At 35.4% G+C, this 25045-nt stretch carries 19 protein-coding genes and 2 tRNA genes; 7 read left to right on the top strand and 14 right to left on the bottom strand.

The window, feature by feature from the left end; genetic code table 11:
• Positions 1-14: 14 nt before the first annotated feature.
• The 5 genes from EKL99_RS05980 to EKL99_RS05995 all read right to left on the bottom strand — a co-directional run bounded on the left by EKL99_RS05980 (position 15) and on the right by EKL99_RS05995 (position 3862).
• Positions 15-656, bottom strand: a complete 642-nt coding sequence (locus tag EKL99_RS05980; RefSeq protein WP_126554845.1) for a hypothetical protein — start codon at positions 654-656, stop codon at positions 15-17.
• Positions 657-859: 203 nt separating this feature from the next.
• Positions 860-1066 (bottom strand): hypothetical protein, encoded by a 207-nt coding sequence (locus tag EKL99_RS05985; RefSeq protein ID WP_126554847.1) that lies wholly within the window; start codon positions 1064-1066, stop codon positions 860-862.
• 12 nt (positions 1067-1078) lie between these two features.
• Positions 1079-1255: a hypothetical protein gene (locus EKL99_RS14425; protein ID WP_156063261.1), complete on the bottom strand. Its 177-nt coding sequence runs from the start codon at positions 1253-1255 to the stop codon at positions 1079-1081.
• A gap of 157 nt (positions 1256-1412) precedes the next feature.
• Positions 1413-2084, bottom strand: coding sequence for a response regulator transcription factor (locus tag EKL99_RS05990; RefSeq protein WP_126576567.1), 672 nt, complete (start codon positions 2082-2084; stop codon positions 1413-1415).
• A gap of 254 nt (positions 2085-2338) precedes the next feature.
• Positions 2339-3862, bottom strand: coding sequence for a GH3 auxin-responsive promoter family protein (locus EKL99_RS05995; protein WP_126554851.1), 1524 nt, complete (start codon positions 3860-3862; stop codon positions 2339-2341).
• A 95-nt stretch (positions 3863-3957) separates the two neighbouring features.
• On the opposite strand from EKL99_RS05995, the gene EKL99_RS06000 reads away from it, so the two are divergent.
• Positions 3958-4752 carry a DUF2797 domain-containing protein gene (locus tag EKL99_RS06000; RefSeq protein WP_126576568.1) on the top strand — a complete coding sequence of 265 codons (795 nt, stop codon included), beginning with the start codon at positions 3958-3960 and terminating at the stop codon, positions 4750-4752.
• A gap of 241 nt (positions 4753-4993) precedes the next feature.
• On the opposite strand, the gene EKL99_RS06005 is transcribed toward EKL99_RS06000, so the two are convergent.
• Entirely contained in the window at positions 4994-7606 is a 2613-nt protein-coding gene (locus EKL99_RS06005) for an AsmA-like C-terminal region-containing protein (protein WP_126576569.1), read from the bottom strand.
• Positions 7607-7792: 186 nt separating this feature from the next.
• Positions 7793-9553, bottom strand: coding sequence for a signal peptide peptidase SppA (sppA, locus tag EKL99_RS06010; RefSeq protein WP_126576570.1), 1761 nt, complete (start codon positions 9551-9553; stop codon positions 7793-7795).
• 135 nt (positions 9554-9688) lie between these two features.
• Here sppA and folK point away from each other — a divergent pair, with 135 nt between their 5' ends.
• Positions 9689-10825: a 2-amino-4-hydroxy-6-hydroxymethyldihydropteridine diphosphokinase gene (folK, locus tag EKL99_RS06015; protein WP_126576571.1), complete on the top strand. Its 1137-nt coding sequence runs from the start codon at positions 9689-9691 to the stop codon at positions 10823-10825.
• Positions 10826-10835: 10 nt separating this feature from the next.
• Here folK and EKL99_RS06020 read toward each other — a convergent pair whose 3' ends face one another.
• From EKL99_RS06020 to EKL99_RS06030, 3 genes are all read right to left on the bottom strand, one after another.
• Positions 10836-14555 carry a T9SS type B sorting domain-containing protein gene (locus tag EKL99_RS06020; RefSeq protein WP_126576572.1) on the bottom strand — a complete coding sequence of 1240 codons (3720 nt, stop codon included), beginning with the start codon at positions 14553-14555 and terminating at the stop codon, positions 10836-10838.
• 20 nt (positions 14556-14575) lie between these two features.
• Positions 14576-15112, bottom strand: a complete 537-nt coding sequence (locus EKL99_RS06025; RefSeq protein ID WP_126451746.1) for an RNA methyltransferase — start codon at positions 15110-15112, stop codon at positions 14576-14578.
• Between the two features lie 68 nt (positions 15113-15180).
• Complete coding sequence (locus tag EKL99_RS06030; protein ID WP_126576573.1) at positions 15181-15624, bottom strand: DUF1573 domain-containing protein; 444 nt, start codon at positions 15622-15624, stop codon at positions 15181-15183.
• Between the two features lie 158 nt (positions 15625-15782).
• Here EKL99_RS06030 and mutS point away from each other — a divergent pair, with 158 nt between their 5' ends.
• The 4 genes from mutS (at position 15783) to EKL99_RS06050 (ending at position 19218) form a co-directional block, all read left to right on the top strand.
• Positions 15783-18419: a DNA mismatch repair protein MutS gene (mutS, locus tag EKL99_RS06035; protein ID WP_197037218.1), complete on the top strand. Its 2637-nt coding sequence runs from the start codon at positions 15783-15785 to the stop codon at positions 18417-18419.
• 148 nt (positions 18420-18567) lie between these two features.
• Positions 18568-18640, top strand: a tRNA-Gly gene (locus EKL99_RS06040).
• 14 nt (positions 18641-18654) lie between these two features.
• Positions 18655-18740: transfer RNA gene (locus EKL99_RS06045), tRNA-Leu, on the top strand.
• Positions 18741-18870: 130 nt separating this feature from the next.
• Positions 18871-19218: a DUF1508 domain-containing protein gene (locus EKL99_RS06050; protein WP_126576574.1), complete on the top strand. Its 348-nt coding sequence runs from the start codon at positions 18871-18873 to the stop codon at positions 19216-19218.
• Between the two features lie 162 nt (positions 19219-19380).
• Here the strand turns inward: EKL99_RS06050 and EKL99_RS06055 are convergent, their stop codons facing one another.
• The 4 genes from EKL99_RS06055 to EKL99_RS06070 all read right to left on the bottom strand — a co-directional run bounded on the left by EKL99_RS06055 (position 19381) and on the right by EKL99_RS06070 (position 23666).
• Positions 19381-19581, bottom strand: a complete 201-nt coding sequence (locus EKL99_RS06055) for a hypothetical protein (RefSeq protein ID WP_126576575.1) — start codon at positions 19579-19581, stop codon at positions 19381-19383.
• Positions 19582-19781: 200 nt separating this feature from the next.
• Positions 19782-21950 carry a S46 family peptidase gene (locus EKL99_RS06060; protein WP_126458666.1) on the bottom strand — a complete coding sequence of 723 codons (2169 nt, stop codon included), beginning with the start codon at positions 21948-21950 and terminating at the stop codon, positions 19782-19784.
• 23 nt (positions 21951-21973) lie between these two features.
• Positions 21974-22420 (bottom strand): GNAT family N-acetyltransferase, encoded by a 447-nt coding sequence (locus EKL99_RS06065; RefSeq protein ID WP_126562773.1) that lies wholly within the window; start codon positions 22418-22420, stop codon positions 21974-21976.
• On the bottom strand, positions 22413-23666 hold the full coding sequence (locus EKL99_RS06070; protein WP_126576576.1) for a 3-deoxy-D-manno-octulosonic acid transferase: 1254 nt from the start codon (positions 23664-23666) through the stop codon (positions 22413-22415). The genes EKL99_RS06065 and EKL99_RS06070 overlap by 8 nt, the downstream gene beginning before the upstream one ends.
• 229 nt (positions 23667-23895) lie before the next feature.
• On the opposite strand from EKL99_RS06070, the gene EKL99_RS06075 reads away from it, so the two are divergent.
• Positions 23896-25026, top strand: coding sequence for a DegT/DnrJ/EryC1/StrS aminotransferase family protein (locus EKL99_RS06075; RefSeq protein WP_126451752.1), 1131 nt, complete (start codon positions 23896-23898; stop codon positions 25024-25026).
• Positions 25027-25045 lie beyond the last annotated feature (19 nt).

The following is a 25045-nucleotide window of genomic DNA, read 5'->3' on the forward strand; positions in this document are numbered from 1 at the left end:
GGGGGAGTAGGGGCTTAGGAATAATTCAAAGTAAAAAACATAATCACTACTACCCATAGTAATAAAGCACTACCATAACTAGAAGCCACAATTTTTAAACCACGATCCATATTGGTCTCCGTAATTTTGCCAATAAAATAAGCAAGAATGAGCCAGTAGGCCAACTCAAACACGTTAAGAACTTGAAAAGGATAAATCAACCAAGGTTCTAATCCTTTATAACCGACAATGTTTAATGCTGATAATGGGAAAAAATTTTGGATATCTTCAAGGGTGTAAGTTGTTTGAAAAAAATAAAGCCAGATGATTTTAAATAGAGGGACCAATATAAAAACAAACTCAGATTTTAGTACTGCATCCCATATTTGCAAAAATGTTACTTTTATTTTGCCGTAAAAAAAAGTTCCAATATAAAGTGCAGAAGTGATTAATAAACTTTTGATTAATAGAAACAACGGGATTATTGAATAAGATACCCATTCCCACTTATTTTGAAAATCCATTAAATTTTCTAATTCTGCATTAGATAAATTTTCTCCAAGAGTTGAAAATATTAATTTATCAACATTTAAAATAGATTGTAAAATATATCCACTAAATAAAGTTAATAAAGTTAAAATTAGAAAAATATACTTACTTTTTATTTTGCTCATCATATTTTAAAAATGAAAATAAAAGCAAACAAGCAGTGATTAAAAAACACATATTTTTTCCTAGACTATCTTTACTAGCAAAGTATATTGAAACTAAAATAAAAACTATAATTATACTATAAATTTTTTTCATTTGATTGGAATTATTTTGTGTATAACAATAATCTCTTATTTTTTTAAGAGATTATTGTTTGATAAATTACATTTTAACTAGTTGCCCACCTGACTGCACCATAGGTTCCGCAAGCTAATAAAATTCCACCCGCTATAGATGCTCCTGTGCCTGTAGCTGCTATGATTCCTAACTTCACTAAACCAGCACCAGCAGACATACCCATACAAAAGCCATCTGCAAAATCTATCCAACTTCCACCTGATACTAATTCTAGTTCTTTTAATTCTAAAGTTCTCATAATTCTAAATATTTAATTAAAACTTCCTCCATCACCACATCCAATCTCTGTAGCCATCCAGCCAACAACTGCAACTGATGAGATTGCTAAACCAGCCACTGGACCTGCCAGCCAGCTGTAAGTGACTGCACCTGCCCAAAAACCTGCCCATTTGTGAGAACATTTAACTCCCCCTTCCAGACTTTCCATCTGATTTAATTCTAATTTTTTCATAAAGTTATAATTTAATTGGTTAATAATAGTTTACTAACGAAATCTTTAATTACGTGCACTTAATTTTATCTTGTTAGGTTTTTTCAAACTTACTTCCTTTATCTTAAGACAGCTTACGGTTTTATTCATTAATTTAAAGTAATCCAATTTTTATAGCGTGTTCGATAAGTTCTTTATCAGATCTTTTGTCTTTTAACAGTTTGTTTTTGATAGCCGCTTTCCTTTTCTCGATGGCGCTAAGCGAAAGATTTAGGTGTTTCGTCATATCTTTGGTTTTTATTCCTCTAGAAATTAGTTCCAAAATTTGACAATCAATTGCATCAAAATTTAATTTTTTGAGAATGGCCTGACTGAGAACTTTGGTTATGGTGGCACTATAAAATTTGTGTCCTTGCATTATCGACAGATATGCCGTTACTAAGGAGAGTGCATTAATATCATTTTTTAAAATAAACCCCTCCGGGTTAATTTTTTTAATGGCATTATGTATTAACAAAGGTTCACTGTGCATTGTCAATAAGATGATTTTGCATTTAGGGAAATACTGACGAATTAGTGCTCCTAGGTCAATGCCGTTTTGAATGTTTTTAATTTCATAAGGAGGTAAGCTAATGTCCAAAAAAGCAAGGTCAAATGTTTTTTGCGATAAATACCTTTTTGTGATTTTTACATAAGCTTCTTCGCAGGAATAGGCTGTAGTAAAATCAATAAGTGTATCATGATCCTTACTGGTAGTTAGGATATTGACGTATCCATCAATTGTAATAGGATGGTCGTCAACTAAGAGTAGGTTTGGTCTTGTCATTAAATCGTTTACTTTGTAAAAAGGCTAATTTAACTTAATAGATAATACTTACAAATATTTTTAGAGTTTTAATTTTATTATTTTTAGTATTTGCTCAATAATTTTAAATAATGCTCACGTTTTTGTGTGCATTATTGTTATTTTTTTTAGTTATTTACAAAATATTTCAATGTAATAATGAATTTGGTAAATTGAACAATGACTTAAAGTCACGACTATTGTTTTATTCGTAAGATGTTTTTATATAAATACTTTCACACAGTTTGAAACTGCATGCTTTTCAGTTGTTCTAAATAATCTCTTTGGTTAGAAAGTCTTGGAATTTTGTGTTGTCCGCCTAGTTTGTCACGATCTTTTAGCCAGTCGTAAAATAAATTTTTTCGTGCTACATTGATCACAAGCGGATTTAATGTCATGTTGTTGTAACGCTTCGCTTCATAATCGGAGTTTAAAGATTGTATGGATTCATCTAGTGCTTTCTGGAATTGTGATACATCAGCAGGAGGGTTTTTAAATTCAATCATCCATTCGTGAGCACCTTTTTCTTTGCCTTCCATAAATATAGGCGCAACGGTGTAATCAACCACTTCCGTTTGGGTTAGTTTGCACGCTTTGGCAATAGCCTGATCGGTATTTTCAACCATCAATTCTTCACCAAAAACATTAATGTGATGCTTGGTTCTTCCCGTTACCCGAATTCGGTATGGATTCAATGAGGTGAAACGAACAGTATCACCAATCAAATAGCGCCACAAACCAGAATTGGTGGTAATGACCAAAGCATAATTTTTGAACAATTCCACATCTGCTAATCGAATAACTTTTTGATCCGGAGTCCCAAAAGTATCCATTGGGATGAATTCATAGAAAATTCCGTAATCCAACATCAATAATAAATCACTGGAATTATTTAAATCCTGAATGGCAAAAAAACCTTCGGAAGCATTGTATATTTCGTAATATTTAAATTCTTTTTTTGGGAGTATTTTTTGGTACTGTTCCCGGTATGGTTCAAAATTTACGCCGCCGTGAAAGTAAACTTCCAAATTTGGCCAAATTTCAAATAGATTTCCTTTTCCGGTTTCTTCGAGCATTTTATTCATTAAAACCAGCATCCAGGAAGGAACTCCAGCAAAACTGGTTACATTTTCGTTTTTTGTTTCGTTTATAATCGCAGCAATTTTGGTTTCCCATTCGCTCATCAAGGAAATTTTGTTGCTCGGGGTACTGCTATATTCAGCCCAAATAGGCATGTTTTCGATTAATATCGCAGATAAATCTCCAAAGAACGTATTGTTGTCTTCATAGATTTGAGAGCTTCCGCCAAGACGCAGGCTTTTTCCAAGAAACAGTTCTGAATCTTCATTATTATTCAAATACAAGCACAACAAATCCTTAGTACCTTTATAATGACATCCTTCCAGGGCTTCGTTGCTTACGGGTATGAATTTGCTTTTGGCATTTGTGGTTCCACTGGATTTGGCAAACCATTTTATCGGTGTTTCCCAAAAAACATTCTGCTCACATTTACGGGTTCTTTCAATCAATGGTTGTAATTCTTCGTAAGTAGAGATCGGAATTCTATCGGCAAAAGTGGCATAGGAATGAATCGAAGCATAATCATATTGTTTGCCTAAAACAGTATTTTTAGATGACTGAATTAAATTCATGAGCAATTCTTCCTGAACCTCGTTTGGATATTTCAGGAAAAGTTCGATCTGATGGATTCTTTGTTTGAGAACCCAAGAGGCAAACGAATTGATTATGGTTAGTGGCATTTTTAAATTATGAATTATGAATTATGAGTTATAACTTTACCAAAAATAACAAAATTTGTTTAACTAGATGTGTTAAACGGGAAACTTTAATCACAATGACATACGAAGGTGTACTTACAAAAATGCAAACTGAATTTGGAAATCCAATTCAATATTACTTGGTTTTTGAGAATAGTTTTTTAAACGTGAATCAGTTGTTGAATAAAGAACTGGAAATCAATTTTGTGGGATATCAATGTTTGAATTGTGGCAAGAAGAAAAAAATATTCCGTCAGGGATTTTGTTATGATTGTTTCTATTCCAGTGCAGCTGTTGGCGATTGGATTATGAAACCGGAATTAAGCACTGCCCATCTTGGAATTCAGGATCGGGATTTAGCGTATGAAGAAAAAGTACAATTGCAACCGCATATTGTGTATCTGGCTTTGTCCAGCGAAGTCAAAGTAGGTGTTACCCGCAAGTCGCAAGTGCCAACCCGATGGATTGATCAGGGCGCAACCCAAGCCATTTCTATTGTAGAAGTCCCTAATAGATACTTAGCAGGAATTACGGAGGTAGCATTGAAAAATTATTATGCCGATAAAACCAATTGGAGAAAAATGCTGACTAACAATGTGGAGCAAATTGACTTAATCGCAGAACGATTGAAGGTTGAGAATCTTATTCCAACCGAAGTTCAGGAATATTTTTATTCGCAAAAAAACGATTTGTATGAGATGCACTTCCCGGTTTTGCAGTATCCAAATAAGGTAAACAGTTTGAGCTTAGATAAAATATCACAGTTTCAGGGGAAACTTACCGGAATAAAAGGGCAATATTTACTTTTTGAAGACGGAACCGTTTTTAATGTCCGTGGTTCCGAAGGGTATATGGTTACAATTGCGGTTTAAGTAATATAATTTTGGGCGTATCCTTTTTTAAAATAAAAATTTTAAAAAAAGGTCAGGCTGTCCGCTGTATCTTTTACTCCGCTGCGCTTCATAAAAGGATGCCGCTACCATCCTTTACGCACGTACAGCTACACGAAAACACCATGCAGACAAATTACAAATCACAAACCCAATATTGCTAGCCAAGAAAAGAGGAATTTCATCACCTAAAATCCTCTTTATTATATTTTGTAAAGTTACTTTAGTTTACTTTTGTCGTATCTACTGCTTTACTTTTCTTATTAAAAAATCCGTTTAATAATGCTGCGGCCTTAGATTTTACTTCTTCCTTAGTTACCGGAATTTTAGGAGTGGCCGTTTTTGTCGTGTCTCCTGGCTTTTTGTTTTTATTGATGTAATCCGTCAAAGCAGACGTTCCTTGTTTTACCAGTCTGTCTTTTTGTTGGTTTACGAGTTGAGTGGTCAATTTAGCTACCGCACTGTTGATGTCCGTTGTGATTTTTGGATTTGTAAAATTACCCACCAATACAGCATTTATCGGAAAGCTTTCTAATTTTGCCGCATCTGCAGCAGATAATTTTGCTATTAAAGCATTGGCCTCTGAACCTAAATATTTAGCGGGAACATCAAATTTTAAATTATAATTCATGCTTTGGTCAAAACCGTGCGTTCCTCCAATGGTTGCCTTGATGTCTTTGTACTTGATATCAAAAGGTTTTACATTTACTTTTCCATCTTTGAACGTAACTGCCGCTTTCAAATCATTTAAATTGATTTTACTGACGTCAATGAATTTCAAGTTAGCACCTAAAGCGGTCAGCAAAGTCGAATTAGTTGAGTTTACAGTCGTGGAAAGCAGTTGTCCTAGTAAATCTCCAGTAAGGGTTTTCAAGTCAGGAGTCAGTGCTGTTGCATCAAGATTCCCGTTCAATTTGATGCTTGAATTTAATTTCCCGTTGATGATTCCGGAAATTGGAGCAATTTTTTTCAACAGATCCAGTTGGTTGAAGGATTGCGCAATATCGACTTGATTTAATTTTAAATCCATATTAAAAACCGGTGTTTTTCCTTTTGTGGAAACAGCTCCATTCACCGCAATAGTTCCCCCAAAAATAGATGTTTTTACATTTTCTAAAGTCACTTTTTCATCTTTCACAATCAGTTTTCCCGAAACATCTTTCAGAGTCAGATTATCATATAGCACCGTAGTCGCTTTTGCGGTAAGCGTACAATTTAAGAAAGCAGGAATCTTCATGGCATCTGCTTTTTTAGTTGCCGTTTTAGTCGTTTCACCAGTTGTCATAAAATCGTTAATGGCCAATTGTTTAGAATTCATATAAAAGTTTCCTTTCAATTCTTGATTTCTAAATATAAATCCGTAAAAGTTTTCTAATACCCCCGTTACACTAATGTCGCTTTTTCCGGTAGTCGCATTCAGTTCTTTCAAATTGACTTGACTAGGATTAAATTGGATCAAGGCATTGCTGATGTTCATGGTTTTGCCGTTTTCATCCGCATAATTAAAACCCGATACACTCATGGTTCCCGCATTTTTAATGTTTTCATATTGACTTTTCTCTACTGATTGCATATCAAATTTTGTAGTCACATCAGCCTTTAAAATCCCGGATAATGGCTTATCGAGTTTTATAGGATACGCTTTAGAAAGATTGGACAAATTGATAGTTCCTTTTAACATGGCATCAACTAGTGCGTTTTGAGTAATGTTTTTGATGTTGGCTTTGGCATTAAAAACATCTTGATCTATCTTGAAAGAAAGTTGGTCAATATTGACATACGTGTCATTTAAAATTCCGGTTTCATTGGTGATTTTTGTGTCAATAATGATGTTTTGAACCGTTTTTGGTAAGTCAGGGTATTTAAAGGAAGCATTATGGGAAGCGATTTCTATATTAAATTTTGGCACTGTTGTGTCAGAATACAAACCTTTTGCAAAACCTGCCACCGTAAAATCACCGGTTGTTTTTACGTTGTCTAAGCGTGAGGCATAGGCTGCAGGAATTATTCCCAAGAAATTTTTGAAGGAGGAAGTAGGCGTTTTAAATTTTAAATCATACTGTTGACCGGCTTCCACCATTTGAATAAATCCATCAAATTCCAGCGGCAATTGGTTGATTAACGCTTTATTTTCTTTGAAGGTGTATTTACTTTTTTCTAAATCGATTCCCAAAACGGCGTCCAGAGTCAAAGCAACATTTTTCATGTAATTGACTTGTTCCATATCCAGCGATATTTTTGCAGTAGATTTGGTTACCAAATCTAATTTTTGGGCTGCAAAATCTCCAGTTCCTTCGTGGTTCAAACTGTCGACAACCATTTTTATTTTTGAACTTTCGTCAAAATAACGAAACTTGAAATTTTCGATTTTATACTCTTGGATTTTTAAGGATAACGGACTGCTTGTTCCATCGGCTGCCGTTTTTTTCTCTTTCAATGCAATGTCATAATTCCCTAGTCCGTCTTTATTGAAAATGATATTTATTAATCCGTTTTTCGAAGTGATTCCGTCAATAACTATCGCTTCATTTTTGCCTTTAAAAAGTTCCTTAATAGACATTTTTAAATTCAATTCGCCCAGTGATAGCAATGTGTCGCCTTCAAAAGGAGCTTTGTTTATGATGACTAGTTTTTCCAGTGTTACATTTGCATTAGGAAAATTTTTGAATAAGCTTAAGTCCGCTTCCGCAAAGGTGACTTTGGCATCTACTTTTTCATTGATGACTTGAGAAATTTTGGCTTTTATTTGGTCTTTAAACAGAAAAGGAGCTGCAAATAAAGTCAAGACGAGCAGGATAACGAGTATTCCGATGATTTTTAAAACTTTCTTTAGCATGATTTGAATGTCTTTAGATTTATATCTTTGGCAAAAATGGTGCCTTGTATTCCTTTACAAAAATAGTATTTTTAGGACAGTGTAACTTTTATGGTGTTTTTATAAACAATACTTTAACTATATTGTATGAAAAAATCCGTTTAAGCAAATGCAAAAACGGATTTAATAGCAGCTTTATCTTTTTCTTTAATGCATGTTAATTTCAAACGGCATTAAGGCTTGAACGCCTTTTTGCATTTGTATTTTTTTAATTTCCTGCATAATACGATAATTTTCTTCCCCTATTTCTTCTTTTATAAAATCTGCTTTCGATTTTGCAAAAGGAAGATTTGCTAAAAGATCATCAAAGTTTTTCTCGTATTCTGGATAATTTTGAGTGCTGTAATTTTTTGTTTTCCCCAAGGAAGCCGCTTTCGCAATAGCATCGTCTAATCCTCCAATTTTATCTACGAGTCCAATTTTCAAGGCTTCTGAACCTGTCCAAACTCTACCTTGCGCAATAGCATCTACTTGTGCAAATGTCATCTTGCGTCCTTCAGCCACATGGGTTACAAAAGTTTTGTAAATGTGTTCCACACCTTCCAGCGTAACTGCTTTGAAGTTTTCATCAATGGGAACAAAAGGACTGTAATTGGCGGAATTTTCATGTGTTTTAACCTGTTCCGTATATATTCCTATTTTAGTGGCTAATGGCGTAAAGTTTGGCAATATTCCAAAAACACCAATGGAACCAGTGATTGTGTTCGCTTCAGCAAATATAGTGTTGGCATTACACGCAATATAATACCCGCCTGAAGCCGCATAATTACCCATAGAAACGACTACGGGTTTTACTTTTTTAGTCAGTTCAATCTCTCTCCAGATCAAATCTGAGGTCAAAGCACTTCCGCCCGGACTGTCAATGCGAAGGACAATTGCCTTTACATTTTTGTTTTTTCGAGCTTCTTGTAACGAGCGACGCATTGAACCTTCACCAATCACATTGACATCTCCTTCGCCACCCATAATTTCTCCTTGGGCATAAATAATGGCAATTTCATCCGTGCTGTCAGAACTTTGGGAAGTGGTAGCGATTTTCTGTGCATAATCAATTACAGATACTTTGTTGTATTCCTTATCTGTAGTTACATTAAGCACTTTTCGTATGGCATTATGGTACACATCTTCATAAGCAATGATATCTACTAATTTTTGGTTTTTTGCCATTTCCGGAGTTCTTGCAAGAAGTCCGTTGGCAATTTCATTTAATTTAGCCACAGAGATGTTTCTGCTTTTAGCAATGTCAGTGGTGATGGAGTTCCAAACAGAATTCAGTAAAGCTGTCGTTTGTTCTCTATTGGCATCACTCATTTTATTTTCTAAAAACGGCTCCACAGCACTTTTGTATTTTCCATGGCGGATTACTTCCATTTTTAGCCCTGATTTTTCCTGAAAGTCTTTAAAAAACATAAGTTCAGCAGAAAGTCCTTTGAAATCCATATCTCCCACAGGATTTATATAAATGGGACTGGACACAGAATTTAAGTAATATTCTTTTTGCGAATAGGAGTTGGCGTAAGCCATGACGAATTTTCCTGATTTTTTAAAGTGTTCCAAAGCATCTCTCAAGGCCTTACTCTGAGCCATTCCTAGCGATGAAACATTGTTCAATATAGAAATTCCTTTGATATCATCATCCGTTTCAGCTGCTTCAACGGCATTGATAATATCAGATAAACCTACTTTTTTGTTTTCTGAAAAAATAGTCATCCACGGATCTTTGTATTTTCCGGCATAATCATTCTGTATGTCTTCTAAATTCAGTTCAATAACAGTATTATCTTTTATCGTAACGCCTTCAGATTCACCGCCAAAAATGGCTCCAACAAGGATTATTCCAAAAAAGAATAACATGAAGAAAACAAAAATACCTATAATAGTCGCTAATACATTTCCTAAAAATTTCATAATTATATTTTTTTTATAAGTCGTACAAAACATTGAAATGTTACAAGCCGTGGGGAAAATCCCAAGTTTGATTAGCAACACCGCATACAAATATATTGCTAATTCTAAAATTCTTTAGTTAATTTGCATCTAATTATGAAATCACAGCATCAGGTCATTTTATCGATAGGAAGTAATCAGGGGAATCGATTGGAAAATATCGAACATTGTTTACAAGTAATACATAAGGAAATAGGGACGGTAATCAAAGTTTCTAAATTATATGAAACTCCTGCTTGGGGTTTTGAAAGTGATGCTTTTTATAATTGTGCATTGGTTTTGCATACTTTTAATTCGGCTCATAAAGTGCTAACACAGATTTTAAAAGTGGAAAAACGATTGGGACGTTTGCGAACAAAGGCGCAGGGGTATCAATCACGAACAATTGATGTAGATATGATTGCTTTCGACTCGGAAGTTATTGCTACTGAAAAACTCCAAATTCCACATCCCTTAATGCAGAACAGGAATTTTGTTTTGTTACCCGTGCAGGACTTAAATTTAGATTGGAAGCATCCCATTCTTCAAAAAAATATTTCGGAATTATTGGCTTTGTCTCCAGATGAAAGTGTTTGTACAGTCGTTCAGAATTTAGTGAATCCTTTGCAGAATGTTCCGTTGGAGCAATTTAATTATGTTGCTTTTGAAGGGAATATCGGAGCAGGAAAAACAACTTTGGCTACTAAAATTTCTGAGGATTTTAATGCAAAAACAGTATTGGAACGTTTTGCAGACAATCCTTTCTTACCTAAATTTTACAAAGATCAAAACCGGTATGCGTTTCCACTTGAAATGTCATTTCTTGCAGATAGATACCAGCAATTATCAGATGATTTAGCACAATTTGATTTGTTTAAAGACTTTCTGGTTGCCGATTATCATATCTTTAAATCGTTGATTTTTGCCAAAATAACATTGGCCGAGGACGAATACCGCCTGTATCGCAATCTTTTTGATATCATTTACAGAGAAATGCCAAAACCGGACTTGTATATTTATTTGTATCAAAATTCCGAAAGACTACTACAAAATATTAAGAAACGTGGCAGAAGCTACGAACAAAAAATCCCGGCTGAATATTTGGATAAAATCAACAGTGGTTATCTGGATTACATTAAATCCCAAACCGATTTGAATGTGCTGATTATTGATGTTTCTGATCGGGATTTCGTAAAAAATCAAGCAGATTATTTGTATATTTTAGAAGAAATCCAAAAGAAAATTAAGGTTTAAAATTTGAAAATTATCTTTTTAGCGAAAAGTGACCTTTTTTTTCTCTGCCATCTTCCAGTTTTAAGGTGAACCAATAATCATCTGCAGGTAAAGGGATTCCGTTAAAAGTGCCATCCCAACCCAGATTTACTGAAGGAATCCATTGTTTTATAAGTTTTCCGTATCTGTCATAAATGTAGATGATGGATTTTGAATTAAAAGTTTCATTCACTCCTTTTATATTCCAATAATCATTATAGCTATCACCGTTTGGTGTAAAAAAATTTGGCACACCTACAATTACAATTTCTTGAAAAACAGGACCACATCCATTCTTGTCATTAATATAAACAATATGAACTCCAGCTGGAACATTGGTAAAGAAGTTGGAGTCTTGCCAAAATCCATTGGGTTCATCAATGCTGTATTCATAACTTCCTTTGCCTGTTACTTCTATGGTTACTGTATTTATATCGGTTAAATCTACAATATCAATACTTTTGATATGTGCCAAATCAGAAGCGGTAACTTTTATGGCTCGAATTCTACTGCAACCTGACCTATTTGTTACTTGGACAGCATAATTTCCTTCGGTGTTTACTGAAAGAATTGGGGCTATTTCACCAATCAAGATAGTTTCGTCTTTTGACCAAATGTAGGTGTAATTGCTTGTGGGAGACCCATCCTGAATCCCAGCATCCAGAGTTACAAAAAAACTGGGAAGATTAGAACAAACCAATTCATTTTCACTACCATTGGCATTCAAGTTAATTTTTGGTATTGGATTAACAACAAAATTTAAAGTTGTGGTGGTAGTACAAGAAGTGTTTAGTGGATTTATTACTGTTGCTGTAATATTTTGAGTCCCTGTTATAAAAGGATTAGGCAATGGACTTGGTAAAAGGTCATTATTTTGGTCATAATATTTGATAATCATTCCTGTTTGTCCGCCTAAAATGGTGGATTCGAATGTTGAGGAGTCAAAGGCAAACTTCCCATCTTGATTTATTGGGTTCGCTTCGTCATCGCAAGCTGTTATCAAAGATGGAGAAATAGAAAATGCTTTTGGAGAAACATCTACGACAAAATTTATTATAGTTTTCTCAAAACATTGTTGCGGCGTGTTATTAGTTATCACAGCTTTAATGGATTGCGAAGTGGAAAGAAAATTTACCGGAAATGGACTCATGATCAAATCACCGTTGGCATCTTTCAAAGGATTATTGGTTTGATCGAAATAAGTAACCGTTACGTTGTTTTGGCCTTTTAATAAATCAGATTCAAGTGAGGAAGTGTTGAATAAAAATATTTCATCGTTGTTATCATCACATTGTCTTGGAATTGCAACAGAATTAGCAATAGGTAAAGCCTCGACTTTTAGAGTAATATAAGGCCCTAAACCAACGCAAGCGTTATCTAGACTACTTTCAACCCGGACCCAAATATCTTGAGAATCGCGATAACCAATATTTCTGTAATTTGAAATATCCGCAATCACATTGAGTTCGGCTAAGGCATCAGCTTGGTTTCTAAAATAGTTTATAGTGTAAACTTGATTTATGGGGAGTTGAGTTTGTATAGTGGCTTTTGTCCAAGAGAAATCAAAAGTTGCAATTCCGTCTCTATTATTGTTAATAACGTCTAAAAAATCATCACAAACAGGAGGAACTGTGATTTTATAGGAAGAAAGAAGATTGGTAGCTGGGACTTTTAATGTTAATTTGGCAACGCTATAACAACCGCTAATTTTATTGGCAACTCTCGCCCAAACATTCATTGTCGATGCTGTTGTGTTTTCGAAAGCCAAATCATTTGAAATTAAATCGGTTGAAAAACCACTACTAGCTCCTGATTGTGAAGTATAATAAGTGAAAAGTTCATTGGTATAATTTGCGGAAATTAGTTTGTTATTTACTGTCAAATTAAAAAGAGTCTTTCCGTCAGAAATCAAGTCAGTATCGCATTGAATAATTGTAACATCGTTGACAATTGGCAAAGGATTAACAACAAAATTCAAAGTTGTAGTTGCGGTGCAGTTTGTGTTTGCTGTATTTGTTACTGTTACTAAAATATTTTGAGTTGCAGTTACAAATGGATTTGGGAGTGGACTTGATAATGGATATCCATTTTTATCAAAATAGTTAACCATCATTCCGGTTTGTCCTTTTAGAATGAAAGCTTCAAATGTAGCAGTGTCAAAAGCAAATTTACCATCTTGATTTAATGGATTTGGTTCGTCATCACAAGTTGTGGTTAAGGATGCAGGAACGGCAAAAGCTTCGGGTAAATCGTCTGCGATAAATTTAATAGTTGTTTCTTTAGAACAGTGTAAAGAATAATTGTTTGTCAAAACAGCTTTTATGGTTTGTGATGTTGTTGTGAAACTAGCAGGAAAGGGACTAGTTACCAAATTTCCGTTTGAATCTTTTAGCGGATTATTATTTTGGTCAAAATAAGTGACGGTTATGTTTGTTTGATTTCCTAATAAAGTTGTCTCAAGAACAGCAGTATTAAAAGTGATTATTCCATCTTGATTGTCATCACATTGTCTAGGAATTATTACCGGATTTGCAATCGGCAATGGATTTACAGTTACTATAATTGGAGTTCTCGGAGTACAGCCGTTATCAATATAATAGGTTGTGGTGGTATAAAGTGGAGGAGTTGTAAAACTATTACCAGTCCCAAGAGAAACTCCATTTGTTTCAGCATCATACCAGTTTATTGTTCCAGTTGTAGAACTTGCTTGAAGTGTACATGTCGCTGAAGCACAAATAGGGCTTGGTGTTGTCGTTGTAATTTTTGCGATTGTAATTGTAGTACTTGTTGAAATTTGAAGTACAGGATCTTCGGGCATACCGCCGTATTCAACTATGTAACCATTAGGGTAGTAGTTCCCTGGTGGATCTCCTTGTTCCGGAAGATCGTTCCAAGTCCCTGGGTTTCCTACTGCCGAAGAAGTTATGTGAGCGTAATCTTCATTATTTCTGGAGTCATTTGGTTCGTTAGGTGAGTTCCAATTGGCATAATAAAAAGGAGCTGTTGTTGTTCCGTTATTTTTTCCCATCCAGAAAGTAGTTCCTGCTTCTGGTCCAGTAACCCATTTCCATGTTCCTTCAGTTTCGGCATCACTTCCGCCAATCCATCCTGTTCCTGGTGCTTGAGCTCCGGCTAATTGTGCTTCATCAGCGACTGTTAAAGTGGCTAAATAACCTTGTAGGCCATAATATCTTTTGACTGCGGCTTCATTTCGGGCTCTTGTCCAATTAATGCCAGAAGAAGCAACATATTCATAATAATGACCATTGCTGGGCAAGTAACTAAGTTGTCCTGTTCCTAAGCTGATTGAAAAAGTCCTATTTCCTGATGGAGAAGTATTGTTATTGTAGAATTTAATATCTTTGATTGCAGCTTCAAAATCAGCATAAGGAATTTTGCCTCCAGTTGTGCTTGACAATTTCAGCATTCCTTCTGATACAATCCAATTGTATGAAACAGATGGGTGAGAACCTGTTAGCGTTAATAAATCTCCAGCAGTATACCCAGAAGAAATTTGAATTGTAACAGCATCAGTAGTTGGTTCATCGGGGTCAAAACTAATATTTATTGTTTTTACAATATTTAATGAGGTTCCTGGACAATAAATTTGATTTCCTGTTGCTTTAATTACAGGGGGATCAATTGCATAAGCTGTCTTTGTTATGAAAAGTGAAAGTGCTAGAATTATTTTAAAAAAAACAGTTGTTTTCATTCTATAAAAGTACTAATTTTCTATTTTGGCCAATTCATTTTTTGAAATAAATCCCAAACCACAATGCCGGCACTTACGGAAATATTCAAAGAATGTTTGGTGCCTAGTTGTGGGATTTCGATGGAGCCATCGCATAATGCAACCGCTTCCTGTGAAACTCCGTAGACTTCGTTCCCAAAAACCAAAGCATATTTCACTCCTTTTTTAACTTTAAAATTTTGAAGAAAAACGGCACTTTGTACCTGTTCTATAGCTAGCGTGATAACGCCTTCTGTTTTTAATTTTTCGATAACTTCAAGAACATTATCCTGATGTTGCCAAGTTACTGTTTCAGTAGCACCAAGGGCTGTTTTATGGATTTCCTTGTGTGGCGGTGTGGCGGTGATGCCACATAAAAATATTTTCTCGACTAAAAAGGCATCGGCAGTTCTAAAAACAGAGCCAATATTATGCAGGCTTCGAATGTCATCTAATACCAAAATAAGGGGTGTTTTTTCAGATTGTTTAAAACCCTCAACGGATTTTCGATCCAGTTCACTATTTTCGAGTTTTCTCATGTGTGTAAAGTATTCAAAAAAAAAGCTTCCGAAATGAATGGAAGCTTTTTAATGTATTCGTTAAAATTTTAGCTTTTTGCAGGTTGTGCTGCTAAAACGTTTCCTTTTATAGTCAATGTTTTATTAGGAACAGTAGCATTTGTTGTCAACGTAACTGTTTTTGTAAATGCCTGACCTGCTCTTGAAGTATCATATTTTACTCCAATAACTCCTTTTGCACCCGGGGCGATTGGCTCTTTTGGATACGTTGGCACGGTGCAACCACAAGAACCTTGAGCATTAGTTATGATTAAGGGCTTGTTACCGTTGTTAGTGAATACAAATTCACGGCGGCCCTCAGCGTTGTGTGCTATAGTACCATAATCAATGGTTTCAGTTACAAAAACCATTCCTGCTCCATTTACTTTGGCAAGTGTGGCGCTAGTCGCTTTTATCTTTTTTGATGTTTCTTGTGCATTAGAAGTCGTTATTCCTAAAGCCACTAGTAATGCGAAGGCAATTATTTTTTTCATGTGTGTTTCAATTTAATAGAGTCACAAATCTAAAAAAAATAAATAAATTAGGCCTTAAATATTTCTTAAAAAAAAGGTTAATTTTTTAAGGAGGTTATTTATTTGCTTTAAAATCTATAAATTCGCTGATATTTTTTCATTTTTAAACACAAATACAATTGGCATCTAAAGATAAAGAAGTTAAAGAAACTCCGTTAATGAAACAGTACAACGAGATCAAAAGGAAGTATCCGGATGCGTGCTTGTTGTTTCGTGTTGGGGATTTTTATGAGACATTTGGGGAGGATGCTGTTCGTGCCTCTAAAATATTAGGAATTGTATTGACCAAGCGTGGAGCGGGCTCTGAAACCGAGACGGCTCTTGCCGGTTTTCCGCACCATTCCTTGAATACCTATTTGCCAAAATTAGTAAAAGCAGGACTTCGTGTAGCGATATGTGATCAGCTCGAAGATCCAAAACTGACTAAAACCATCCTGAAACGCGGCGTGACTGAACTTGTAACTCCCGGTGTTTCCATGAATGATGAGGTTTTACAGTCTAAAACGAATAATTTTTTAGCAGCTGTTTTTTTTGCCAATAAATCCATAGGGATTTCATTTCTGGATGTGTCTACCGGTGAATTTTTGACGGCACAAGGCAATGCGGAATATATTGACAAACTCTTACATAATTTTAATCCCAGCGAGGTTCTGATTCCAAAAAATAATAAAAATGATTTTCGGGAGATTTTCGGAGACGACTATCATAGTTTTTATCTGGAGGATTGGATTTACAAAGAAGACTATGCATTCGAGACCTTAACCAAGCATTTTCAAACGGTGTCTTTGAAAGGATTTGGAATCGAAGACCTGAAAGAAGGAATTATTGCTTCAGGAGCGATTTTATATTATTTATCCGAGACGCAGCACAATCGGGTGCAGCATATCACCTCGATTCAACGCATTGCCGAAGATGCTTATGTCTGGATGGATCGTTTTACGATTCGCAATCTGGAATTATACCATAGTTACAATCCCAATGCGGTGACATTGCTAGATGTTATTGATAAAACGCTTTCACCAATGGGGGGACGTTTGTTGAAACGTTGGTTGGCATTGCCACTGAAAGACAGTGCTAAAATAAAAAGTAGACATGAAGTAGTTTCGTATTTAAAAGATAATCAGGACGTCCTGAAAAACATCCAAAATCAAATCAAGCAAATTTCTGATTTGGAACGTTTGATTTCGAAAATTGCCGCCGGAAAAGTCTCGCCTCGCGAGGTTGTGTATCTAAAAGAATCATTAGATGCGATTATTCCAATAAAAACCTTGGCACTGGAAAGCCCGCAGGAAGCTGTAAAAGTAATTGGTGATAGTTTGCACAACTGTGAATTGTTGCGTGAAAAGATAAAAACGATTCTCAATCAAGATGCTCCTGTGGCTATTGCCAAAGGGAATGCGATTGCCAAAGGGGTCAATGCAGAGTTAGATGATTTGCGGGCAATATCAACTTCCGGAAAGGAATTTTTGGACGGAATCGAAAAACGCGAATCACAGTTGACAGGAATTTCCTCGTTGAAAATATCTTTCAACAACGTTTTTGGTTATTACATCGAAGTCAGGAACATGCACAAAGATAAAGTTCCTGCGGAGTGGATTCGGAAACAAACTTTGGTTAATGCAGAGCGTTATATTACGGAAGAATTAAAAGAATACGAAACTAAAATACTCGGTGCCGAAGAGAAAATTCATAAGATAGAAGTAGAGTTATTTGAACAATTGGTGAGTTGGATTGCCACGTATATAAAACCCGTTCAAATGAATGCTAATTTAGTAGCGCAACTGGATTGTTTGTGTTCTTTTACCCAATTGGCTATCGAAAATAAATATGTTTGTCCGGAACTGGACGAAACATTCGAACTGGAAATTAAAAACGGAAGACATCCTGTTATCGAAAAACAATTACCACTTGGCATGCCTTATATTGCTAATGATGTTTTCTTGGATAGAGAAACGCAACAACTGATTATGATTACGGGTCCAAATATGTCTGGAAAGTCAGCCATTTTACGTCAAACCGCTTTGATTGTACTCTTGTGTCAAATGGGGAGTTTTGTCCCTGCAGACAGCGTGAGAATGGGAATTGTCGATAAGATATTCACTAGAGTAGGAGCAAGTGATAATATTTCGATGGGAGAATCTACTTTTATGGTCGAAATGAATGAAACAGCTTCCATTTTGAATAACATTTCGGATAGGAGTTTAGTCCTTTTGGACGAAATTGGGAGAGGAACGAGTACGTATGACGGTATTTCAATCGCCTGGGCAATTGCGGAGTTCTTACACGAACATCCTTCAAAACCCAAAACATTATTTGCAACGCATTATCACGAGTTGAATGAAATGAGTGAATCACTGCCAAGAATTCAGAATTATAATGTTGCTGTCAAAGAATTGAAAGATACCGTGCTTTTTATTCGAAAATTAGTAAAAGGAGGAAGTGCCCATAGTTTTGGAATACATGTGGCAAAAATGGCCGGAATGCCTCAAATCGTTATTTTGAAAGCACAGAAGCTTTTAAAAAAATTAGAAAAGAATCATTCCAGCGATGTACTGAACGGAATTAAAGCTGCAAAAGATGGCTCGAGCCTGAAAGGCGAACAGGCGGAGCAAATGCAAATGAGTTTCTTTAATCTGGATGATCCTTTATTGGAGGAAATCAAAGAAGAGATCCTAAATCTCGATATCAATACCATTACGCCTATGGAAGCGCTGATGAAACTCAATGAAATTAAAAGAATGCTGACTAGAAAATGATTTTATTTGTTTTAAAGTTTAGGTTATCAGAACGTTAACTTTAATCTGTGAATTTTTCATAAAAAAGGCTTGTGTAATTCAATAAATGTCTTAAATTTGCATCCGCAATACAGAACAAGTATCGCGGTTCTTTCTAAGAATTGAAAATGCGAAAATAGCTCAGTTGGTAGAGCGCGACCTTGCCAAGGTCGAGGTCGCGGGTTCGAGCCCCGTTTTTCGCTCGACACCACATAATGCTCGGATGGTGAAATTGGTAGACACGCTGGACTTAAAATCCAGTGAACAGCAATGTTCGTGCGGGTTCAAGTCCCGCTCTGAGTACTAAACCGCTTCAACTGAAGCGGTTTTTTTTTGTTTTATGGTTTTTAATAAAACTAAATCTGTTGGAACCAATATCAACTCCTTGCTTTTTCGTGATTCATAATTTGAATTTTTGTTATTTTAATAAACTATGGGAGCTTTCGTAATAAGTAAACGATATAATGACGAATATAAATTTGTTTTTACTTCCAGAAAGGGGAAAATAGTTTTTACAAGTTTGAGTTATGAACTGAAATTTGAGTGTGAAGAAGATATTGAAAAATTTAAAGCAGCAATTGAAACTGCCGCCTTTTTAAAGTTTAAGTCTTCCGGTGGGAAGTTCTATTTCAAATTGATAGTAAGTGGTAATCATTTTGCAACAAGTAGAAAATATACCACATCGTTGCGTTTGCAAAAAGGAATTGATGAAATTGTTCGATATGGCTCAATTTCGGAAATACTAGATTTTTCGGGGAATGATTTTGTTTTTATAGCCTAATTTCTCAATAAAGGAATCTACAAAAAAGAGGGTCTTGGTTTAATAGCCAAGACCCTCTTTTTTGCTTTTGAAAATCTGTTTCTCGAAAGAGGAGGTTTTGCAAATTAAAAAAGCCATCTCGCATAGCGGATGGCTTTAAAATTTTTAGAATTTGAGTTCTAATTATTTTTTTGCAGCTTCAGTAGCAGTTGCAGCAGAATCAACAACAACAGCAGCAGAGTCAACAACAACAGCAGCAGAATCAACTACCATAGCAGCAGAATCAACAACAGCAGCAGCGTCTTCAGCAGGAGCGTCAGCTTTTTTACATGATACAACAGTCAAAACAGCAACAGCAGCTAAACTTAAAAATACTTTTTTCATCTTAATTTAATATAAAAGGTTAATTATTAATTCTTGGCAAAGATATAAATTTTTTAATATGTAAAATATTTTTTTATTTTTTTTTTAAAAAATATTATTTTTTATGCACGCTAGGATAAAAAGCAAATAGTGTGCCAGTCAAAGTAAATATTTAAGAAACGTTTAATATTGGTGCTATACTCTCGTTTTTTTTGCTATTTTTATTTTAAGTTTTTCTTTTTCAAGGAGTTGGTTTTCTTGGGGTGAACTAATTTTAATTCGGTGATTAAATTTTTTGCACCTGCGTATTTATCGATAATGAACAAAACATAGCGGATGTCTACCATGATATTTCTGCAGATACTGGGGTCGTAATAGAGGTCGCTCATTGTTCCTTCCCAGACCCGGTCAAAATTAAGTCCTACTAAGTTTCCGGAAGCATCAATCGCAGGGCTTCCTGAATTGCCCCCGGTAGTATGATTGGTGCCAATAAAGCAAACTGGCATTTTACCATTTTCGCTGTACGGGCCATAATCTTTTGTGTTGTAGAGGTTCACTAGTTTTTCAGGAACATCAAATTCATAATCTCCCGGAATGTATTTTTCCATAACACCCTCTAAATAGGTTATTGGAGTGTATACAGTAGCATCTTTAGGCTCATATCCTTTTACTTTTCCATAGGTTATTCTCAAAGTACTGTTGGCATCTGGAAAAATCCTGCTATCCGTGTTTAATTCTAACAGCGCTTTCATGTAAGTACGTTGCAGTGCTGTAATCTTCACGTTGATTTCGTCATATTTTGGAGCTACTTCTTTAGCGTATTTATCGGCTATTTCTTTAACTAACAGGAATCCGGGGTCGTTATTTAAATTTGTTAAAACAGTTCCGGCGTCACCTGACAGCAATTCTATTAGGCCGGCATAATTTTGAAGTTTGGATTTAGTATATATTTCCGAGGCCAAATTCCCTGCATTAACGTTGACCAAACTTTGCGGTAAAAATTGTTTTGGAGATTTTGTCGCATACAATTCGATCAATTGTTCAAAAACTTTTTCATCTACAGTTGAATTGAAGTTTTTATAAAAATTAGCCAATCCGGGTATTAAATTATTTTTTCGGTCTGTAAAAGATTGTTCTCCTTTGGCTTTATACACTTGTTCTAATTGGTATAACTTGTATCCAGTACTGAGCAATTCCGTATTGCGCAGAACTACTTCCGTAAAATAGTCTCTTGCTAGCGCATAAGGAGCTATTTCTGTGTAGTTTTTGTCAAAATCAGCCAATACTGTTCCATATTCTTTTTCTTTGCCTGCTTTTGTTATTTTTTGTTGAAACGTTTTCTCAGATTCTCTTTTTACAGTAACTGCATTTGATTTTTTTAATCCTTGTGTCTCGCCAATCCATTTTTTCCAATAATTAGCAGTACTTGCATATTTTGAGGCGTACTGAATTTTGATGGCGTTGTCTTTTCGCATAAAATTATCAGCTATTTTCAGGGCTTTGTCTCTGACTTCGATTTTTGCAGGATTCAGTTCGGTTATAATTTGCTCAATTGCAACAGCGGGTAAATATTCGTTTGTTTTGCCCGGGTATCCAAAAACCAATGTAAAATCATCCTCGGCTACGCCATCCAGTGAAATAGGCAAGAAGTGTTTGGGGGTGTAAGGCACGTTGTCTTTTGAATATGCAGCCGGACGATTGTTTTTATCGGCATAAATTCTAAACAAAGAAAAATCACCAGTGTGACGTGGCCAAACCCAGTTGTCAGTGTCAGAACCAAATTTTCCGATGGCAGTAGGTGGAGCGCCAACCAAGCGCACATCCGTAAAGGTTTCCGTGACAAAAAGCATGTATTGATTGCCTTCGTAAAACGTACGAATTTTATTTTCCTGCCAATTTTCCTTTGGCAACAAATTAGACAATGCCGTAATGTTCTCTTGAATTTTCTTTTGTTTTTCGGCTTCACTACTAAGGGAAGCAGTACCTTCCAGAATCGATGTGGTTACATCCTCAATTTTTACCATAAAAGTAACTGTCAAACCTTCATTTGGTAATTCATCTTCCATTTTGTATGCCCAAAAACCATCTGTCAGATAATCATGGTCAACGGTAGAATGCGATTGAATTTGAGAAAATCCACAATGATGATTGGTCAGGATTAGTCCTTTTGGAGAAATAACTTCAGCGGTACAGCCACCGTTAAAATGAGGTACAGCATCCTTGATGCTGGATTGATTTACATCATAAATGTCTTTGACGGACATTTTCATGCCCAGATTTTTCATTTCAGTTTCATTCATTCCTTTTAGCAACGAAGGAATCCACATGCCGCCTTGCTGGGCTTGCATCTGAATGACAAATAGGACTAAGAATAATTTTAAAAATTTCATAGTATTAAATTTAGAGTGTAATTTTATATGATTTTGTACTTCATTAATTGTCTGTTGTGCGATTCAAAACCGCTGGCGAGATACAATTTTTGTGCTTTTTCATTGTGCGGTTCCACTTCTAGATAAAGCAACTGTAACGATAGTTTACGACTTTCAGTTGTAATAAATGCAATGGCTTCGTTACCAATCCCTTTTCCACGTGCTTTTTCGGTGACATACAATTCGTCTAAAAAAGCAATTCTTCCTTGGTGTTCAAAACTAAAAACAAAGGTTAGAATAAGATAGCCCACAATTTCGTTGACGGATATAATGAGCCATGCTTTTCCTAAATTTTCATTGGAAATAAATTCTTGAAATAAAGTTTTGGACACATCAACAGAAATGGGATAATTATCTATGGCATAAAATTCCTGCATCAGCGAGACAATGGTTTCAATATCAGTAGCAACCAGAGGTTTAAATTCAATCATTCAAAATATGGTTTAAAATAATGGTGGTGGCGCCTTTATTCATTTGTACAAAAGTGCTGGATATATGACCTTTCTCCTGTCGGATATCATCATTATGAATCAGGTTTTCAAGGGCTTCGTCCAATTCTTTTTGGTTGTTGACGGCAACACAGGCTTCCATATTGACCAAAGCAATTGCTTCTGCAAAATGCGAATAGTTGGGGCCAATAAGGATTGGAACACCAAAAGTTGCCGGTTCTAAGACATTATGAACGCCGGGATTCCCAAAACCGCCACCCACATAGGCAATATCCGCATAACTGTATATTTTTGTCAAAAGACCAATGATGTCAATGATAAAAACATCGAAATCCTGTAGGGACAAGTCGCGACTTGTCCCTACAGTCTCCATTTCAGAGAATAAAACAGTTTTTTTGGTAATGCTGTTTTTTAAATTCTGAATTTGTTCCTCCTTTATATTATGTGGCGCAATAATAAATTTGACATTGAAAGTATTCGAATTTATAAAATTCACTATTAAATCTTCATCTTTTGGCCACGAACTTCCCACGACAATAGTGAGTGTGTTGTTTTTAAAATCAGAGATAAAATCCAACGAATTGTCTTTTTCTAAAATTGTAGCCACTCGATCAAATCGGGTGTCGCCAGAAACAGCAACGTCTGTTTTGCCTAACTGCTGCAGTAATTTTTTGGAAGTTTCATTTTGAACAAAAAAGTAGGTAAAGGCATCCAGCGCTTCTCTGTAAAAGCCGCCGTACCACTTGAAAAACAGTTGATTTTTTCTAAGAATTCCAGAAATCAGGTAGGTTTTAGTATTTGATTTTTTGAGTTCAAATAAATAATTGGGCCAATATTCGTATTTGATGAAAAACACTAAATCCGGATGAACGAGATTCAAAAATTGTTGTGCATTTTTCTTGGTATCCAAAGGCAAATAAACTGTAACATCAGCAACTGTATTGTTTTTACGGACTTCATAACCCGAAGGAGAGAAAAAAGTAAGCACGATTTTGTGCAAAGGAAACTGCTTTTTTATCTTTTCGAGCACGGGTAAACCTTGCTCGTATTCACCCAAAGAAGCGGCATGAAACCAAATTGTTTTGTCAGTACGTTTTATTTTTTGTTCCAAAATAGGGAAAACTACTTTCCTGCCATCCATGAAAAGTTTCATTTTTGGACTGAAAAGTGCTGTGATTTTTAATAAAAAACCAGCAAATTGAACCACTAAAGTATAGAGAAAAAGCATGATTAAAATTTTTGGGCTAAAATACGGTTTCTTTATTTTAATTTCTTCCACAGCAATATTTAAATTTTGGTTGTTAGGAATGTCATTTTTAGTTCATTTGAATGATATCTTTTTTTAATGTAGGTTGTATTGGTTTCAACTCATAAATAGCTATTTTTGTTCTTCGATTTAAGAAAGTATTTACTGTATTAAGAAATGGTATTCTTTCGAACATTAAACAAAAATTGTAATGAAAAAAATCCAAATGGTTGACTTAAAGAGTCAATATGAAAAAATAAAAGATACCGTTAACATTTCTATTCAGGAAGTTTTAGATACTAATACTTATATTAATGGACCTCAAGTTCATCAATTTCAAAAATCATTAGAAGAATATCTGGATGTAAAACACGTAATTCCGTGTGCAAATGGAACTGATGCGTTGCAAATTGCCATGATGGGACTGGATTTAAAACCAGGCGATGAGGTAATCACTGCCGATTTTACCTTTGCAGCCACAGTGGAAGTAATTGCTTTGTTGCAATTGATACCGGTTTTAGTCGATGTGGATCTATATAATATGAATATTTCTATCGAAGGAATCAAAAAAGCGATTACGCCAAAAACAAAAGCGATTGTACCGGTACATTTGTTTGGTCGTGCCGCCAATATGGAAGCGATTATGGCGATTGCAAAAGAATATAACTTATACGTTATCGAAGATAATGCGCAAGCGATTGGTGCCAATTGTAAATTTTCGGATGGCACTAAAAAGAAAGCGGGAACGATTGGACACGTAGGAGCAACTTCGTTTTTTCCTTCAAAAAATCTTGGGTGTTACGGAGACGGCGGAGCTGTTTTTACCAATGATGATGCTTTGGCGCACAAACTTCGCGGAATTGTAAATCACGGAATGTATGAGCGATACCACCATGATGTAGTAGGCGTAAATTCCCGATTAGACAGTATTCAGGCGGCCGTTTTGAACGCAAAGTTGCCTTTGTTAGATGAGTATGGAAGAGCCAGACAAGATGCAGCCAGGAAATATTCTGCGGCTTTTGAAGGGCATAAAAATATCGTTGCACCAACTATTTGTTCAATTTGTGACTGTCACGTTTTTCATCAGTACACGTTACGAATCATTGATGCTGACAGAAATGGCTTGATGCAGCACTTATTGGAAAAAGGAATTCCTTGTGCTATTTATTACCCAATTCCGTTGCATTTACAAAAAGCCTACGCTGATTCCCGTTACAATGAAGAAGATTTTCCGGTAACCAATCAGCTAGTCAGGGAAGTGCTTTCGTTGCCAATGCATACTGAATTAGATGACGAGCAAATTAAATTCATCACGGATTCGGTTTTACAATATTTAAAATAATATTGTTGTAGAGACGCGA

The organism is Flavobacterium sp. ZB4P23 (assembly GCF_003970375.1).
GTDB lineage: Bacteria > Bacteroidota > Bacteroidia > Flavobacteriales > Flavobacteriaceae > Flavobacterium.

Bases quoted from the DNA above. Each gene is read 5' to 3' on its own strand.
- EKL99_RS05980 (WP_126554845.1), bottom strand. From the start codon at position 656: ATGATGAGCAAAATAAAAAGTAAGTATATTTTTCTAATTTTAACTTTA.
- EKL99_RS05985 (WP_126554847.1), bottom strand. From the start codon at position 1,066: ATGAGAACTTTAGAATTAAAAGAACTAGAATTAGTATCAGGTGGAAGT.
- EKL99_RS14425 (WP_156063261.1), bottom strand. From the start codon at position 1,255: ATGGAAAGTCTGGAAGGGGGAGTTAAATGTTCTCACAAATGGGCAGGT.
- EKL99_RS05990 (WP_126576567.1), bottom strand. From the start codon at position 2,084: ATGACAAGACCAAACCTACTCTTAGTTGACGACCATCCTATTACAATT.
- EKL99_RS05995 (WP_126554851.1), bottom strand. From the start codon at position 3,862: ATGCCACTAACCATAATCAATTCGTTTGCCTCTTGGGTTCTCAAACAA.
- EKL99_RS06000 (WP_126576568.1), top strand. From the start codon at position 3,958: ATGACATACGAAGGTGTACTTACAAAAATGCAAACTGAATTTGGAAAT.
- EKL99_RS06005 (WP_126576569.1), bottom strand. From the start codon at position 7,606: ATGCTAAAGAAAGTTTTAAAAATCATCGGAATACTCGTTATCCTGCTC.
- sppA (WP_126576570.1), bottom strand. From the start codon at position 9,553: ATGAAATTTTTAGGAAATGTATTAGCGACTATTATAGGTATTTTTGTT.
- folK (WP_126576571.1), top strand. From the start codon at position 9,689: ATGAAATCACAGCATCAGGTCATTTTATCGATAGGAAGTAATCAGGGG.
- EKL99_RS06020 (WP_126576572.1), bottom strand. From the start codon at position 14,555: ATGAAAACAACTGTTTTTTTTAAAATAATTCTAGCACTTTCACTTTTC.
- EKL99_RS06025 (WP_126451746.1), bottom strand. From the start codon at position 15,112: ATGAGAAAACTCGAAAATAGTGAACTGGATCGAAAATCCGTTGAGGGT.
- EKL99_RS06030 (WP_126576573.1), bottom strand. From the start codon at position 15,624: ATGAAAAAAATAATTGCCTTCGCATTACTAGTGGCTTTAGGAATAACG.
- EKL99_RS06050 (WP_126576574.1), top strand. From the start codon at position 18,871: ATGGGAGCTTTCGTAATAAGTAAACGATATAATGACGAATATAAATTT.
- EKL99_RS06055 (WP_126576575.1), bottom strand. From the start codon at position 19,581: ATGAAAAAAGTATTTTTAAGTTTAGCTGCTGTTGCTGTTTTGACTGTT.
- EKL99_RS06060 (WP_126458666.1), bottom strand. From the start codon at position 21,950: ATGAAATTTTTAAAATTATTCTTAGTCCTATTTGTCATTCAGATGCAA.
- EKL99_RS06065 (WP_126562773.1), bottom strand. From the start codon at position 22,420: ATGATTGAATTTAAACCTCTGGTTGCTACTGATATTGAAACCATTGTC.
- EKL99_RS06070 (WP_126576576.1), bottom strand. From the start codon at position 23,666: ATGCTTTTTCTCTATACTTTAGTGGTTCAATTTGCTGGTTTTTTATTA.
- EKL99_RS06075 (WP_126451752.1), top strand. From the start codon at position 23,896: ATGAAAAAAATCCAAATGGTTGACTTAAAGAGTCAATATGAAAAAATA.